The organism is Pseudoalteromonas ostreae, assembly GCF_018069805.1.
In the GTDB taxonomy this organism is placed as follows: Bacteria; Pseudomonadota; Gammaproteobacteria; order Enterobacterales; family Alteromonadaceae; genus Pseudoalteromonas; species Pseudoalteromonas ostreae.
In genome coordinates this window covers 1-14,987 of the sequence record NZ_JAGPYN010000021.1, presented here as the reverse complement: position 1 = coordinate 14,987, position 14,987 = coordinate 1, and the positions used below count along the sequence as shown (strand labels likewise).

Sequence of the window (14,987 nt, the reverse complement as noted above, 5' to 3'; positions counted from 1 at the left end):
GAGATGGGTTTAAAGAAATTTCTAGAAGATATCGAGCCACATTTTGAAGCCGGTGGTAAACATGAAAAGTGGTATGCACTGTATGAAGCAGCCGCAACTATTTTTTATACCCCTGGTCACGTAAATAAAGGCGCGACACACGTACGCGATAACATCGACCTAAAACGTATGATGATTTTAGTGTGGATGGCGACGTTCCCTGCAATGTTTTTTGGTATGTTCAATATCGGCCATCAGGCTGCAGGTGCATTAGCACAAGGTTTTGAACTAGCAAATTCTTGGCAAGTTGGCCTGTTCCAGATCTTTGGTGGTGAATTAACTGCTGACTCAGGCTGGGGCGCTAAAATGTTTTATGGCGCATGTTTCTTCCTACCTATTTACGCAGTTACATTTGCTGTAGGTGGTTTCTGGGAAGTATTATTTGCCTCAGTGCGTAAGCATGAAGTTAACGAAGGTTTCTTCGTAACGTCGGTGTTATTCGCGCTTATCCTACCTGCAACCATTCCTTTATGGCAAGTTGCACTAGGTATTACATTCGGTGTTGTAATCGCTAAAGAAATCTTTGGTGGTACTGGTCGTAACTTCTTAAACCCTGCATTAGCGGGCCGTGCGTTTTTATTCTTCGCATACCCAGCACAAATTTCAGGTGACACAGTATGGACAGCAGTAGATTCATTCTCTGGTGCAACTATGCTAGGTCAAGCGTTTGTAGGTTCACTTGATTACAGCAACATGGCGCTTTGGTGGGATGCATTCTACGGTTTCATTCAAGGTTCAGTAGGTGAAACATCGACATTTGCGCTGTTAGTGGGTGGTTTGTTCCTAATTTATGTACGCATTGCTTCATGGCGTATCGTGCTAGGTGTGTTTTTGGGCATGGTGGCAACAGCATTCTTATTGAATGCAGTTGGCTCTGATACTAACCCAGTATTTGCAATGCCTTGGCATTGGCACTTAGTACTCGGTGGATTTGCTTTTGGTATGTTCTTTATGGCGACAGACCCTGTGTCGGCGGCATTTACTGATAAAGCAAAATTCGCATATGGCGCGCTAATTGGTGTGATGGTTGTAATGATCCGTGTAATTAACCCTGCTTTCCCTGAGGGTATGATGTTAGCAATCTTATTTGCTAACTTATTTGCACCATTATTCGATCACTTCGTAGTGCAAGCTAATATCAAGCGGAGGTTGGCACGTAATGTCTAGTAATAACGAATCAATCGGCAAAACGCTAAGCGTTGTTGTGGCACTATGTTTAGTGTGTGCAATCATCGTATCGTTTGCTTCAGTTCAGCTTCGCCCTTTACAGCAAGCTAACAAAACGCAAGATATTCAAAAAAATATCTTGGCAGCTGCGGGCATTGATGTATCTGGTTCTGTATCAGAAACTTTTAAAGCTAAGATCGAAACTCGCTTAGTTAATATGGAAACCGGTGAGTCTCAAACTGGCGAAGCAGTCCAAGCTAAAATTGCCGCTTTCGACTTTGAAAAAAGTAAGTTTGATCAAAAAGTTAGCTTTGCATTAAAAGCAGAGGGCATTAAGGATATCGCTGGTATTCAGCGTATGACTCATGAGTCCCCTGTATATATCTCGAAAAAAGCAGACGGTTCTACAGATGCTATCATTTTACCAATCCAAGGTTATGGCCTTTGGGGTATTATGTATGGTTTCTTAGCGCTTGAAAGCGATGGCGAAACTGTTAAAGATATTAACTTCTACAAGCATAAGGAAACACCAGGTCTAGGTGGGGAAATTCAAAATCCACAATGGACTGCTAAATGGGGTGGCAAAGAGTTACCAGTCGATGTTGTAAAGAGTGGTGCTAAAAATGATCATCAAATTGATGGTTTATCAGGTGCAACTTTAACTTCAAATGGTGTTGATCACACAGTTGACTTTTGGACTGGCGAAAACGGCTTTGGTCCTTTCCTTGCGAGAGTACGTGAAGGAGCGTTGAAATAATGGCTGATACTAAAGAAATGAAGTCGGTCCTATTTGGCCCGGTACTGGCAAATAACCCAATCGCATTACAAGTACTTGGTATTTGTTCTGCGCTTGCGGTAACGTCGAGCTTAAAAAATGCTTTAATCATGTCAATCGCATTGACTTTGGTAACAGCGTTCTCAAGCTTCTTTATCTCAATTATTCGTAACCAGATCCCGTCATCTGTTCGTATTATCGTGCAAATGACCATTATTGCATCATTAGTAATCGTTGTTGACCAAGTATTACAAGCTTTCTCTTACGCTACGGCAAAAGAGTTGTCTGTATTCGTTGGCCTAATCATTACTAACTGTATCGTAATGGGTCGTGCAGAAGCATACGCAATGAAGTCACCGCCAGTTATGTCATTCCTTGACGGTATAGGTAATGGCTTAGGTTACTCAGTAGTGTTACTAACTGTTGGCTTTATTCGTGAACTATTTGGTAAAGGGTCATTATTTGGTGCTGAAATCATCCCTCTTGTACAAGACGGTGGTTGGTATCAACCTATGGGCCTATTGATTTTACCACCTAGTGCATTCTTCATAATTGGCTTATTCATATGGGTACTACGTACTTATAAGAAAGACCAAGTAGAAGCGAAAGGGTAAGGGGCAGACAATGGAACATTATATTAGTTTATTCGTAAAAGCGGTTTTCATTGAAAACTTAGCGTTAGCCTTTTTCCTAGGTATGTGTACTTTCCTTGCAGTATCAAAGAAAGTAACAACGTCTATAGGCCTAGGTGTAGCAGTTATCGTGGTATTGGGTATTTCAGTGCCAGTTAACAACTTGGTTTATCATGCGGTTCTTGCTCCTGGTGCACTAGAGTGGCTTGGTTACCCTGACGCGGATCTTAGCTTCTTACGTTTCTTGACGTTTATCGGTGTTATTGCAGCATTGGTACAAATTCTTGAAATGGCATTAGATAAGTTCTTCCCAGCACTTTATAACGCGTTAGGTATCTTCCTTCCATTGATCACAGTTAACTGTGCGATCTTTGGTGCGGTATCTTTCATGGTAGAGCGTAACTATAACTTCACTGAATCAGTGGTGTATGGTATCGGCTCTGGTGTTGGTTGGGCGCTGGCAATTACTTTACTTGCTGGTATTCGTGAGAAAATGAAATATTCAGATGTGCCAGATGGCCTGCGTGGTTTAGGTATTACCTTCATCACTGTTGGTTTAATGGGTCTTGGCTTTATGTCATTCTCTGGTATTTCACTTTAATAGGTAGCGAGGATAAATCATGAGTAGTGAGATTTTCTTAGGCGTTGGTGTTTTCATCGCTATCGTTGTACTGCTAGTTTTAGTTATCATTGGTGCTAAATCTAAGCTAGTTGCAAGCGGTGACATCATCATCGGCGTAAATGGCGATCCAGATAAAGCCATTACAACATCAGCAGGTAGTAAGCTTTTAGGCGCGTTATCTGAGTCAGGTATTTTCGTATCATCTGCATGTGGTGGCGGTGGCTCTTGTGGTCAGTGTCGTGTTCACATTAAAGAAGGTGGCGGCGATATCTTACCAACTGAACTTGATCACATCTCTAAAGGTGAAGCCCGTGAAGGCTGTCGTTTAGCGTGTCAGGTAAATGTTAAAAATGACATGGAAATTGAACTTGAAGAGTCAATTTTCGGTGTTAAAAAATGGGATTGTGAAGTTATCTCTAACGATAACAAAGCAACCTTTATTAAAGAGCTTAAACTACAGATCCCTGATGGCGAGTCAGTACCGTTTCGTGCCGGTGGTTATATTCAGATTGAAGCCCCTGCGCATCACGTTAAATATGCTGATTTCGATGTACCAGAAGAGTATCGTGGCGACTGGAACCATTTTGGTTTCTTCAAGCTGGAGTCTAAAGTAGACGAAGAAACAATTCGTGCTTACTCAATGGCTAACTACCCAGAAGAAGAAGGCATCATCATGCTGAACGTGCGTATCGCTGCGCCGCCGCCAAGAGATTTAAGCTTACCTTGTGGTAAAATGTCATCGTACATTTGGTCACTTAAAGAAGGTGATAAAGTAACTATCTCTGGTCCATTTGGTGAGTTCTTTGCAAAAGATACTGATGCTGAAATGGTATTTGTAGGTGGTGGTGCTGGTATGGCACCTATGCGTTCACACATCTTTGACCAACTTAAGCGTTTGAACTCTAAGCGTAAGATGAGTTTCTGGTATGGTGCACGTTCTAAGCGTGAAATGTTCTATGTTGAAGATTTTGACGGCCTAGCGGCTGAAAATGATAACTTCGTATGGCATACCGCGCTTTCAGATCCACAACCAGAAGATAACTGGGAAGGCTATACTGGCTTTATCCATAACGTGTTATTTGAGAACTATCTTAAAGATCACGAAGCGCCAGAAGATTGTGAGTTCTACATGTGTGGTCCTCCAATGATGAACGCAGCTGTTATCACTATGTTGAAAGACTTAGGTGTTGAAGACGAAAATATCTTACTAGATGATTTCGGTGGCTAACACCCGTATCAAAACAGTTTAGTTTTGGTTAGAATATCAGCCTCGTAGCAATATATGTTACGGGGCTTTTTTATTTCCATTACTTAAGTAGGCTGCTATGAATAGAATTTTTCACCGACAAGGCTTTATTGCCTTATTCTTTCTTTCCCTCACTTTACTCATTAGTGGCTGTGGCCAGAGCGATGAGCCTCAAGAGTTATACCTTGAAGGTAAAACTATGGGTACTACTTACCATATTAAAGTTTTCGCCAAGCAGCAAAAGCTTGATTCATTAAATTTATTACCAGAAGTGACTCTGTTGCTCAAAGATATAAATCAATCAATGTCGACTTATATTGATGATTCTGAAATCAACACTTTTAATCGTCTTCCCGCGGGTCAAGTTATGGCTATTAGTCGTGATTTTAGAGCAGTTGTAAGCGAGTCCATCCGCTTAGGAGAGTCTACTAAGACTCTTGATGTAACAATGGGACCACTGATTGACTTATGGGGCTTTGGTCCTGATAAAAAACCAACAAAACGTCCAACGGATGAAGAGCTCGCAGCCATGGTTGCACAAATTGGCGTTGATAAACTAATACTGACGGAGCAAGGCCTAGCGAAAACAGTCGCGGGTTTGGAATTATCATTTTCTGCTACAGCAAAGGGTTATGGTATAGATAAAGTAGCTGAATTATTAGAAAGCCATGACTTAACTGATTATATGGTTGAAATTGGTGGTGAGTTACGTGTATCAGGCAAAAAACCGAATGACCAAGATTGGCGTATCGCTATTGAGCAACCGGATGCTGAGCCTGGTGTGCGCAAAGTGCACCGTGTATTAGCGCCGGGTAATAACGGCATTGCAACATCGGGTGATTATCGCATTTTCTATGAGATGGACGGTATTACCTATAGCCATTTAATTGACCCGGTAACCGGTATGCCGAGCCGCCATGATTTAGTATCGGTTACAGTGCTTCACCCATCAGCAATGACAGCGGATGGCCTTGCAACAGCACTAACGGTAATGGGTATGGAGAAAGCCAAAGCCTATGCAGAAAAACATGACATACCAGTTTACTTAATAGGTAAATCAACGGATGGTTTAGTGACTTATTCGAGCCCAGCATTCAAACCCTATTTGTAGCAGCGCGCAAAGCCGTTTATAATACACACAGCTTGGTGATTATCACCAAGTATTATTTTATTGCTGATCAATAGGGGCTAAGCAATGTCACTTTTTCTTCTTACATTTGGTTTATTGCTTTTAATAGTCGCAGCGATGGCTGTAGGCATGATGGTACAAAAGAAATCTATGGCCAGCAGCTGTGGTGGTTTAGGCTCTGTAGGTATTGATAAAGCCTGTGATTGCGATGATCCATGCGACAAACGCAAAAAGCGTATGGAAAAAGAGCAAGTTTGGAAAGAAAACCAAATTTTATAAGCTCATTTTAGCAAATTAATAAACATAAAAGCGTCAGTTATTAACTGGCGTTTTTTTGTGCCTTATTACAGTTTCGTGTGTATAGATAAAAATTATTATGATTGCATACTCTTGATTTTTAATGATGTGTATTGGTTTAAATGTAGGCTAAAGCCCATGGATTAATTTTTTTCATCTATCAGATTTATTTTTATCAGTTGTCAGCTCTGAGTTATTACTCTAAATTTAATCTTATCGGAGCGCAATGAACCAATGCGCTACAAAAAAATCTTTATAATTGTGTGTGAAGATGTTGTCAAAAGACGACTCAAGTTAGGGATAACCTAGCTTGAGTTGCTTTTTATTTTTTCAAAGCAGTCAATTATCATTTGAGTTACTTTTAAAGCGCCAGTATGGCGCTTTTTTTATAGCTGTAATTCAACATATTAGTAAAAAGTCAGCCTGCTATGTTGTTTTATACTTGTAGCTTGTGTTGACTTTGCTATAATCCTCCCGAAATTTCAGTAATTACTGAAATTTCATTGATGAAGATCATAACAACGAAGTAAAAAATAGCGTAAAGCCAGTCGCTTTACTTCGTAATATATAACCAATAAGGCCATATACGTTTGAATTCGCAAAATTGTCCGTCAGCAAAAACGCACTCTACGCTTAGTAGATGGCAGTTGCGTGCGCGTGCACTTTTTGCCGGACGAGAGCTGCTTTCTGTAATAGTTATTTTATTAATTAATTCAGTCATGCTGCTAAATGGTAGTATTGAAGACGCGACGGAACTAAAAAGCTTATTAACTGAAGGGACTGTGTATGAGTCATCTTTAATTAATGTATTGGGCTTTTTGGCATACCCTGTCGTGTCGTGCCAGTTACTCATTGGTTTATGTTGGTTGATTTTTCACTTTTTCCCAGCACGACGCGCTGGGGTTATTTTACGCAAAGCAGCCTTTGCTTTTCGTCAAACAAAAACATCTTTAGTAGTACACAGCGCTCATGGTTGTCGTGCTCCACCTCTTGTTAATGGTTGAACGCTACTCGTTATAGATAGTTTGGCTTTAGCAATTAACTAATCTGCTGATTCTGTCTGCTGTAATAACGCTTAGCCGCAGTGTACCTGCGATTCAACTAACACCTTCAAATTCCTTTATTGCTTTTTTGATGCTTAGTATTTTTTATGGCGCTAAAAAAGTTACCTGAGGAATATTCAAACCGTTGTTTTTACGCTTTTATTTAGAGTTGTAGGGGCAGCACATATCAAATTTAGGTTGTAGGATAGTCCTTTGTTAATTCGAAACCTCTGTAATATTGCTCTGGGCACAACTGTGCTCGCACTGACTGGCTGTAAAGGCGGTGTGCTTGATCCAAAAGGGCAAATTGGAATAGATGAAAAAAATCTGATCATCATTGCCACTGTGCTGATGTTAATTGTGGTTATTCCTGTGATTGTGATGACCTTGTACTTCGCGTGGAAATATCGCGATGGCCAAGAACAGCAAATTTATGCGCCAAAATGGGCACACTCAGGAAAAATTGAAGCCGCAGTCTGGGCTATTCCTATTGTGATAGTGATTGTACTGGGTGTCATTACTTGGCAATCAACGCAACAGCTTGACCCTTATAAACCGCTTGAAGGTAAAGGTAAACACCTAACAGTTGAAGTGGTATCACTGAATTGGAAATGGCTGTTTATTTATCCTGAGCAAGGTATTGCTACTGTTAATGAATTGGTATTTCCAGCCAATGTACCGGTGGAATATAAAATCACCTCAGAAAGTACCATGAACTCATTTTTCATCCCACAACTAGGTAGCCAAATCTACTCGATGGCGGGCATGGAAACCAAACTGCATTTGATTGCTAATGAACCGGGTACGTTTAAAGGCTTTTCTGCTAACTACAGCGGCGCAGGTTTTACTGGTATGAAATTTAATGCCATAGCTACGCCAACGCAAGCTGACTTTGATACGTGGGTAAACAAGGTAAAAAGCCAAGCTAATACGCTCACAAAAGCGAATTATGATGCACTGGCATTACCGAGTGAAAACAACCAGGTGACTTATTTTGCTGATGTTGATGATGGCTTGTTCCACACCATCATTATGAAATATATGCAAGCACATGGTGATATGAACAAAATGCACAGTGCAATGCCTGAGCACAGCGGTCATGAATATCACACAATGCACAGCGAGGGCGAGGAATAATTATGTCGTTATTTGGAAAATTATCGTTAGATGCCATTCCGTTCCATGAACCTATTTTGATGGTGACAATGGCGGTAGTAATGATTGCAGGTGCGTTGATTGCAGCTTTAGTCACAAAATATAAGAAATGGGGTGTGCTCTGGCACGACTGGATCACCTCAATCGATCACAAACGCTTAGGCGTGATGTATATTATTCTTGCGTTGATCATGCTATTTCGTGGTTTCTCTGATGCCATTATGATGCGGGCACAATTGGCGCTTGCTACAGGTGGCGCAACGGGTTATTTGCCGCCAGAGCATTATGACCAAATCTTCACCGCGCATGGGGTGATCATGATCATCTTTATGGCGATGCCATTTATGATTGGCCTGATGAACATTGTATTGCCATTGCAAATTGGTGCGCGCGATGTAGCATTTCCGTTTTTAAATAATTTAAGTTTTTGGCTTACAGCCGGAGGTGCAATATTAATTAATATTTCATTGTTCTGTGGCGAATTTGCAAAAACCGGTTGGGTGGCCTATCCGCCGTTATCGGAGATGTCCTTTAGCCCTGGCGTTGGGGTCGATTATTATATCTGGGCACTGCAAATATCCGGTATTGGTACTCTCTTAACGGCAGTAAACTTTTTAGTGACTGTGTTCAAAATGCGTGCGCCGGGCATGCGCTTAATGCAAATGCCAATTTTTACCTGGACCTGTACATGGGCAAATATATTAATTGCGGCGTCATTCCCAATTTTAACTGCTTTGTTGACTATGTTAACGCTAGACCGTTATTTAGGCTTCCACTTCTTTACTAATGAAGCTGGCGGCAACGCCATGATGTACATCAACCTGTTCTGGGCTTGGGGTCATCCAGAAGTGTATATATTAATTTTACCTGCGTTTGGTATTTTCTCTGAAGTTATCTCGACCTTTACCGGTAAACGTTTATTTGGTTATAAATCTATGGTTTATGCCAGCGGTGCAATTTCTATCTTAGGTTTTATTGTTTGGTTACACCACTTCTTCACTATGGGGTCCAGTGCTAATGTTAATGCCTTCTTTGGCGTAATGACCATGGTTATTGCGGTGCCCACCGGAGTGAAACTGTTTAACTGGCTATTTACTATTTATCGTGGTCGTTTACGCATCACAGTTCCTGTGCTTTGGACACTAGGCTTTATGGTCACCTTTACCATCGGCGGGATGACTGGGGTACTCCTAGCAATCCCCGGTGCTGATTATGTATTACACAACAGCCTATTCCTAATTGCACATTTCCATAACACTATCATCGGTGGTGCGGTATTTGGTTACTTAGCTGGTTTTGCATTTTGGTTCCCGAAAGCAATGGGCTTTAAACTTCACGAAGGTTGGGGCAAGGCGTCTTTCTGGTGTTGGTTAATTGGTTTCTTTGTTGCATTTATGCCGTTATACGTACTTGGCTTTTTAGGTATGACGCGTCGCTTAAACCACACCAATAACCCAGATTGGAATATCTGGTTGTACATTGCCTTTGTCGGTGCGGTGATCATTATGTTTGGTATTTTGTTCCAAGTTGTACAGCTTATTGTGAGCTTTAAAAATCGCGAAGCATTAAAAGATACAACTGGCGATCCGTGGAATGGTCACACACTTGAGTGGTCAACATCGTCACCACCACAATACTATAACTTCGCTACTATACCACATGTACACGATATTGATACTTGGACTGATATGAAAGAAAAAGGCCAAGCGTATCAACAACAAGCAAGCTATGCGCCTATTCATATGCCAAAAAATACTTCGGCAGGGGTGATGATGAGTGCTTGCTTTACAACTTTTTGTTTTGCCATGATTTGGCATATTTGGTGGTTGGCTATTGTCGGTGTTATTGCTGGCATCACGGTATTCTTTAAGCGCTGTTACACCAGTGATGTTGATTACTACGTGAAACCAGAAGAAATTCTTGAAATTGAAAGTGCACATAATAAAAGTGCAACAACATTTAACCAAGGTAAGGAGTTCAGCGCATGAGTGCTACCTCTGCAGATATAAATATCATAAATCATGATGCCCATGCTCACGAGCATCATGATACTGGTGGCGATACGGTATTTGGTTTTTGGCTTTACTTAATGACTGACTGCTTATTGTTTGCTTCTTTCTTTGCAACCTATGCAGTGTTGTATATGAACACAGCGGGTGGTGTATCTGGCAAAGATATTTTTGAACTGGACTTTGTCGCGGTTGAAACTGCTGCGCTATTACTAAGTAGTATCACTTTTGGTTTTGCGATGATCTCAGCTCATGCGCAAAAGAAGGCAGCTACATTAACGTGGCTGGCAATTACTTTTACTTTTGGTGCTGTGTTTATCGGTATGGAAATTTATGAATTTCATCATTTAATTGCCCATGGTAATGGCCCGCAGCGCAGCGCATTTTTAACCTCGTTCTTCTCTTTAGTTGGCTTGCACGGTATGCACGTAACCGCAGGTCTGATCTGGATGGCGACGATGATGATCGAAGTATCACGCCGTGGTTTAAACCCAGCAACCGTTACACGTTTAAGTTGCTTAAGTTTGTTTTGGCACTTTTTAGATGTGGTATGGATCTGCGTATTTACCGTTGTTTACTTAATGGGAGTGATGTAATGAGCCACAGTGAATCACATGTATTAAATGATCTACATACACAAAGCCATAGTGATAATTCACATGGCAGCGTTAAAGACTATTTAATAGGTTTTGTTTTATCAATTGTACTGACCGCGATCCCATTTTGGGCGGTAATGAGCGGTACGTTGTCAAAACCAACCACATTTGCCTGCATTGTTGTAATGGCCATTGTACAAATTTGGGTGCATTTAAAATACTTCTTGCACCTGAACTTTAAAACCGAAGACGGTAAAGCCAGTTCGTTATCGTTCATCTTCAGTGCGCTGATCATCATTATGGTGGTTGGCCTGTCTGTATGGATCATCTACGAATCGAACGCCATGATGATGTACTAGCCCCAGCTAGTACGTTTTCGTAAAGCAAAGAATAGGGGAACTGCAGATGTTTCGTCGTTATTTAAAGGTCACTAAGCCCGGCATTATCATGGGCAATTTGATCTCGGTTGCGGGTGGGTTTTTACTCGCCTCGCGTGGTGATATTGATGGCTGGCTAATGCTTGCTACATTAGTTGGCTTATCGCTGGTGGTAGCCTCAGGTTGCGTAATCAATAATGTGATCGACCGTGATATTGATATTCGCATGGCGCGCACGCGAACACGGGTAACCGTAACCGGTGAAATGTCTGCAACCACGGCTTTGCTGCATGGCACAGTACTTGGCTTACTAGGCTTTGCTTTACTAATGGTTTTTACTAACTGGATTGCGGTATTTTTTGCTGTGTTTGGTTATGTCATTTACGTGGGTGTTTACAGCTTATATATGAAGCGTCGCTCAGTGTATGGCACGTTTATCGGTAGTTTATCAGGAGCAGTACCACCAGTGGTAGGGTACTGCGCTGTTTCAGCACATTTTGATGTTGGCGCGTTGATCTTATTAGTAATGTTTAGTTTGTGGCAAATGCCGCACTCTTATGCGATTGCTATTTTTCGTTATAAAGACTATCAAGCTGCGCGTATTCCGGTATTACCGGTAGCGCAAGGTATTGATAAAGCTAAACATCATATTGTGTTGTATATCGCGGTATATGCGTTAGTGGTGATGTTATTAACCATTGGCGGTTATACCGGTATGGCTTTTTTAGCTGTTGCTTGCACTACTAGTTTTTGGTGGTTATTAATGGCGCTGCGAGGTTATCGTCGTAATATTGATATTAGTGGTTGGGCACGCCAAGTATTTGCGTTTTCAATTGTGAATATCACTGCACTGAGTATCGCCATGGCAGTTGATTACCAAAATATTGCCCCGCATCTGTTTGCTTTTAACTAATTACTAAACCGAGTTTATTTCAAAGTTAACCAAAGGCTCTAAGATCTCCGAGGAGCCTTTTTTCATTTTTATAGCACCGCTAATTGATTAACTCAGCAATACTGAGTTTCCCTGATAACATTAAACTTTGCTTTATGGCTGCACGTATTTCAGCAGGCTTGTTTTGACTAAGTTTAAAATTGCCACGCCAGTGACTAGGAATAAATTCAATAAAGCTTAATTGTTGGTACATTGCATAGCGATGCTTTACAGGTACTTCATCAAGTTGCCATTTAGTTGTATCAGGTTGGGTAAAGTGTTGCTCAAAGTGATCAGTTAGTCGTTGCATGATCTGTTCTTTGTGCTGTTGGTCTTTAATAATACGCACTTTAGCTGTCACATAAACACTCGAATAAAGCCAACTAGGTAGGGTTTTATTGTGTGCGTAAGCGGGCGATAAATAGCAATCATCGCCACTAAATAATAGCTTCACTGATTGACCATCAAATGATGACAGGGGGTTATATTTGGCCACATGGCCGATAAAAAACTCGCGAGCTGGGTCATATAATAATGGCACGCGGCATATATCATTGAGTTGGTTTTGTGTATTAGGCATTAAAATGGTCGCCAGTGGATAGCTATTTACTAACTGTTGTAATTGCTTACTATCATGTTGTTGAAAATGGGCCGCTGGGTACATTATAGTTTTCCTTCTAACTGAGATTTTATTGTCGGCCATTGCTCGTCTATAATACTGAACTGAGCGGTGTTTCGGTATGAGCCATCGGCAAGTAACCTGTCTTTATAACTAATGCCTTCAAAGCGGGCGCCAAGGCGTGCTATAGCATTACGCGATTTTTGGTTTTGTTCATGGGTATTAAAAGCAATACGCACTAAGCCTAATTCTTCGAACGCATATTGCAGTAGCAAGTATTTAGCGTGGGTATTTACAAAACTACGTTGCCACTTTTTAGCAATAAATGTGTGGCCAATCTCGGCGCTGCGATTTTGTTTATCTAACCTAAATAAACGTGTAGTACCAAGCACCTGTTTACTTACTTTATCAACTATGGCGTAGACTATTTGTTGTTCGGCATTAAACTGCGCTGTATTGATAAACCAATCATCGAGAGTTGCACGGGTTTGGGTATAATTCATTAAAACCCAGCGCCATATTTGTGGATCTTGGCCTGCTTGATACAGCCCCTCTAGGTGGTTTTGTGTCAGTGGCTCTAAAGCCAGCTTATTGGTTTGATGAATGTGTTTTGTAAACATGATAAGCCCCATATTTTGCTATTTATGAATAACAAAGGTACGCTACTTTGGTCAGTAATAAACAACCAGTTTTAGCTTTTTAACTAGACCAGTTTAGAGTGTTTTTGGAGTCGTAATGCAGCCGTTAGTTATTGAATTTGATGAGTCAGAGCCTGCCAAATATTTGCAACTGGCCAGCGCGATACGCAATGCCATAATGCAAGGCAAGCTTGCGCCAGGGGTAAAACTCAGCTCAGCGCGTGTCATGGCAAACACTTATCAACTCAATCGCCATACAGTGATGAATGCATTGCAATTATTAGTAGCGGAAGGCTGGCTTGAATCTCAGCAGCGCTCAGGTTATCGGATCACCAAGTCATTGCCCATTCAAAGTAGTGTTATTACTTCAAGTACTCCAATACTGAAAGCAAAACCTTATCAATTTGCTAAAACATTGGCTGTGCCTGCTGCTGGAATGGATTTAACTGCGTATAGATATAACTTTGCTGGAGGCTTGCCTGATCTTGCCAGTTTCCCACAAAAAGAATTTAAACGCTCCGTCAGCCATGTGTGTAATCATTTAGATATCAATCAATTGCATTATGGGCAGGTCAGTGGAAACGAGCAATTAAAAGCTCATATTTGTGATTACTTATACAAAGCGCGTAATTTAAACGTAAGCGACGTATTGATCTGCAATGGCTCGCAAGAAGCACTGTTCTTAATCGCAAAAGCGTTTATAAAAAAAGATGATTTTGTCGCAGTAGAAACGTTAGGTTATCCGCCAGCAAGGCAAGCATTTGCAGCGTGTGGCGCGCAGCTTATCGATATTAAGCAGGATGAAGATGGCTTATGTGTTGATGATTTAAAAGCCCAGCTGGAATGTTATCCAATTAAAATGTTGTACTTAACGCCGCTGCACCAATACCCAACTACCGTGACCTTATCGCCAACGCGGCGCTTGCAAATTTATCAACTGTGTTATGCCCATAACGTGATGATCATCGAAGATGACTACGACCATGAATTTCATTATCGCTGTCAGCCATTACAACCCATGGCCGCCGATGACCCCGCAGGCATTGTAATTTACCTATCGACGTTTTCAAAGATAATGTTCTCAGCCGCTCGAATCGGTTATATCTGCGCAGCGCCTGAAGTATTAGCGCAATTAACCGCGTGGAAGCAGCTGATGAACCATAAGAACGATGTGATCATGCAATTAGCTGTGGCGCACTGGATGAAAGAAGGTGGCTTTGAACGCCATTTAAAGCGTATGACCAAACTGTATAAACAGCGCTATGAAGCGATGGATGCCTATTTAATAGAGCTACAAGCACTTGGGCATCCTATAGAATATAAAAAGCCCGACGGCGGCATGGCGATGTGGGTCAACTTTAATAAAGACACTCAGCACTTAAAAGCGCAGTTAGCAAAGCAAGGTATATATTTACAAACCCAAGCCGAGTTTTACTTTAGCAACTCAGTACCTAGTTTAAAACCCATAAACTATAGCTATGCTCGGCTTGGTTTTGCAGGACAATCGAGCGAGAAGATGCAGCAAGGTTTACAGCTTGTAATGCAGGAGTTGTATGCCAGTGTACGAAAATAATATAGTAGAAAGTTAATCATAGATAACTTTATAGCTATTACTTCTGTTATGGCTTTAGTTATTAATTTTTCATAAATTGGATCTATGTATAACTTTAAATATGTTAATAATCAGTCTGTTAACCATTTGGACTTCTGGC

General features: G+C 41.2%; 16 protein-coding genes. 14 read left to right on the top strand and 2 right to left on the bottom strand.

The window, feature by feature from the left end:
• The first annotated feature begins 3 nt into the window (after positions 1-3).
• From J7338_RS15850 to cyoE, 13 genes are all read left to right on the top strand, one after another.
• Positions 4-1,206 (top strand): NADH:ubiquinone reductase (Na(+)-transporting) subunit B, encoded by a 1,203-nt coding sequence (locus J7338_RS15850; RefSeq protein WP_210797942.1) that lies wholly within the window; start codon positions 4-6, stop codon positions 1,204-1,206.
• On the top strand, positions 1,199-1,963 hold the full coding sequence (locus J7338_RS15845; protein WP_210797941.1) for a Na(+)-translocating NADH-quinone reductase subunit C: 765 nt from the start codon (positions 1,199-1,201) through the stop codon (positions 1,961-1,963). The genes J7338_RS15850 and J7338_RS15845 overlap by 8 nt, the downstream gene beginning before the upstream one ends.
• Complete coding sequence (locus tag J7338_RS15840; protein ID WP_210797940.1) at positions 1,963-2,595, top strand: NADH:ubiquinone reductase (Na(+)-transporting) subunit D; 633 nt, start codon at positions 1,963-1,965, stop codon at positions 2,593-2,595. The genes J7338_RS15845 and J7338_RS15840 overlap by 1 nt, the downstream gene beginning before the upstream one ends.
• A gap of 10 nt (positions 2,596-2,605) precedes the next feature.
• Complete coding sequence (gene nqrE / locus J7338_RS15835) at positions 2,606-3,214, top strand: NADH:ubiquinone reductase (Na(+)-transporting) subunit E (protein WP_145241327.1); 609 nt, start codon at positions 2,606-2,608, stop codon at positions 3,212-3,214.
• A 19-nt stretch (positions 3,215-3,233) separates the two neighbouring features.
• Positions 3,234-4,463: an NADH:ubiquinone reductase (Na(+)-transporting) subunit F gene (gene nqrF / locus J7338_RS15830; RefSeq protein ID WP_210797939.1), complete on the top strand. Its 1,230-nt coding sequence runs from the start codon at positions 3,234-3,236 to the stop codon at positions 4,461-4,463.
• Between the two features lie 97 nt (positions 4,464-4,560).
• Positions 4,561-5,592: an FAD:protein FMN transferase gene (locus J7338_RS15825; RefSeq protein ID WP_210797938.1), complete on the top strand. Its 1,032-nt coding sequence runs from the start codon at positions 4,561-4,563 to the stop codon at positions 5,590-5,592.
• Positions 5,593-5,676: 84 nt separating this feature from the next.
• Complete coding sequence (nqrM, locus tag J7338_RS15820) at positions 5,677-5,889, top strand: (Na+)-NQR maturation NqrM (protein WP_064665619.1); 213 nt, start codon at positions 5,677-5,679, stop codon at positions 5,887-5,889.
• Between the two features lie 608 nt (positions 5,890-6,497).
• Positions 6,498-6,911 (top strand): hypothetical protein, encoded by a 414-nt coding sequence (locus J7338_RS15815; protein WP_210797937.1) that lies wholly within the window; start codon positions 6,498-6,500, stop codon positions 6,909-6,911.
• Between the two features lie 252 nt (positions 6,912-7,163).
• Positions 7,164-8,087, top strand: coding sequence for a ubiquinol oxidase subunit II (gene cyoA / locus J7338_RS15810; RefSeq protein ID WP_210797936.1), 924 nt, complete (start codon positions 7,164-7,166; stop codon positions 8,085-8,087).
• A gap of 2 nt (positions 8,088-8,089) precedes the next feature.
• The gene (cyoB, locus tag J7338_RS15805) at positions 8,090-10,093 is read left to right on the top strand and encodes a cytochrome o ubiquinol oxidase subunit I (RefSeq protein ID WP_210797935.1); all 2,004 of its coding nucleotides are present in this window, start codon (positions 8,090-8,092) and stop codon (positions 10,091-10,093) included.
• Positions 10,090-10,710: a cytochrome o ubiquinol oxidase subunit III gene (gene cyoC / locus J7338_RS15800; RefSeq protein WP_210797934.1), complete on the top strand. Its 621-nt coding sequence runs from the start codon at positions 10,090-10,092 to the stop codon at positions 10,708-10,710. The genes cyoB and cyoC overlap by 4 nt, the downstream gene beginning before the upstream one ends.
• The gene (cyoD, locus tag J7338_RS15795; RefSeq protein WP_210797933.1) at positions 10,710-11,069 is read left to right on the top strand and encodes a cytochrome o ubiquinol oxidase subunit IV; all 360 of its coding nucleotides are present in this window, start codon (positions 10,710-10,712) and stop codon (positions 11,067-11,069) included. The genes cyoC and cyoD overlap by 1 nt, the downstream gene beginning before the upstream one ends.
• Positions 11,070-11,115: 46 nt before the next feature.
• Positions 11,116-12,000 (top strand): heme o synthase, encoded by an 885-nt coding sequence (gene cyoE, locus J7338_RS15790; protein WP_210797932.1) that lies wholly within the window; start codon positions 11,116-11,118, stop codon positions 11,998-12,000.
• Between the two features lie 79 nt (positions 12,001-12,079).
• Here cyoE and J7338_RS15785 read toward each other — a convergent pair whose 3' ends face one another.
• The gene (locus tag J7338_RS15785; RefSeq protein WP_210797931.1) at positions 12,080-12,682 is read right to left on the bottom strand and encodes an FMN-binding negative transcriptional regulator; all 603 of its coding nucleotides are present in this window, start codon (positions 12,680-12,682) and stop codon (positions 12,080-12,082) included.
• On the bottom strand, positions 12,682-13,257 hold the full coding sequence (locus J7338_RS15780) for a GNAT family N-acetyltransferase (protein WP_149982034.1): 576 nt from the start codon (positions 13,255-13,257) through the stop codon (positions 12,682-12,684). The genes J7338_RS15785 and J7338_RS15780 overlap by 1 nt, the downstream gene beginning before the upstream one ends.
• A 115-nt stretch (positions 13,258-13,372) precedes the next feature.
• Between J7338_RS15780 and pdxR the strand changes: the two genes are divergently transcribed.
• Positions 13,373-14,848: a MocR-like pyridoxine biosynthesis transcription factor PdxR gene (gene pdxR, locus J7338_RS15775; protein WP_210797930.1), complete on the top strand. Its 1,476-nt coding sequence runs from the start codon at positions 13,373-13,375 to the stop codon at positions 14,846-14,848.
• Positions 14,849-14,987: the final 139 nt, after the last annotated feature.

Excerpts from the sequence above, each read along its gene's own strand:
- cyoC (WP_210797934.1), top strand. The coding sequence starts at position 10,090 with ATGAGTGCTACCTCTGCAGATATAAATATCATAAATCATGATGCCCAT.
- cyoD (WP_210797933.1), top strand. The coding sequence starts at position 10,710 with ATGAGCCACAGTGAATCACATGTATTAAATGATCTACATACACAAAGC.
- nqrE (WP_145241327.1), top strand. The coding sequence starts at position 2,606 with ATGGAACATTATATTAGTTTATTCGTAAAAGCGGTTTTCATTGAAAAC.
- cyoE (WP_210797932.1), top strand. The coding sequence starts at position 11,116 with ATGTTTCGTCGTTATTTAAAGGTCACTAAGCCCGGCATTATCATGGGC.
- J7338_RS15845 (WP_210797941.1), top strand. The coding sequence starts at position 1,199 with ATGTCTAGTAATAACGAATCAATCGGCAAAACGCTAAGCGTTGTTGTG.
- cyoB (WP_210797935.1), top strand. The coding sequence starts at position 8,090 with ATGTCGTTATTTGGAAAATTATCGTTAGATGCCATTCCGTTCCATGAA.
- J7338_RS15850 (WP_210797942.1), top strand. The coding sequence starts at position 4 with ATGGGTTTAAAGAAATTTCTAGAAGATATCGAGCCACATTTTGAAGCC.
- J7338_RS15785 (WP_210797931.1), bottom strand. The coding sequence starts at position 12,682 with ATGTACCCAGCGGCCCATTTTCAACAACATGATAGTAAGCAATTACAA.
- nqrF (WP_210797939.1), top strand. The coding sequence starts at position 3,234 with ATGAGTAGTGAGATTTTCTTAGGCGTTGGTGTTTTCATCGCTATCGTT.
- J7338_RS15825 (WP_210797938.1), top strand. The coding sequence starts at position 4,561 with ATGAATAGAATTTTTCACCGACAAGGCTTTATTGCCTTATTCTTTCTT.
- J7338_RS15840 (WP_210797940.1), top strand. The coding sequence starts at position 1,963 with ATGGCTGATACTAAAGAAATGAAGTCGGTCCTATTTGGCCCGGTACTG.
- J7338_RS15780 (WP_149982034.1), bottom strand. The coding sequence starts at position 13,257 with ATGTTTACAAAACACATTCATCAAACCAATAAGCTGGCTTTAGAGCCA.
- nqrM (WP_064665619.1), top strand. The coding sequence starts at position 5,677 with ATGTCACTTTTTCTTCTTACATTTGGTTTATTGCTTTTAATAGTCGCA.
- pdxR (WP_210797930.1), top strand. The coding sequence starts at position 13,373 with ATGCAGCCGTTAGTTATTGAATTTGATGAGTCAGAGCCTGCCAAATAT.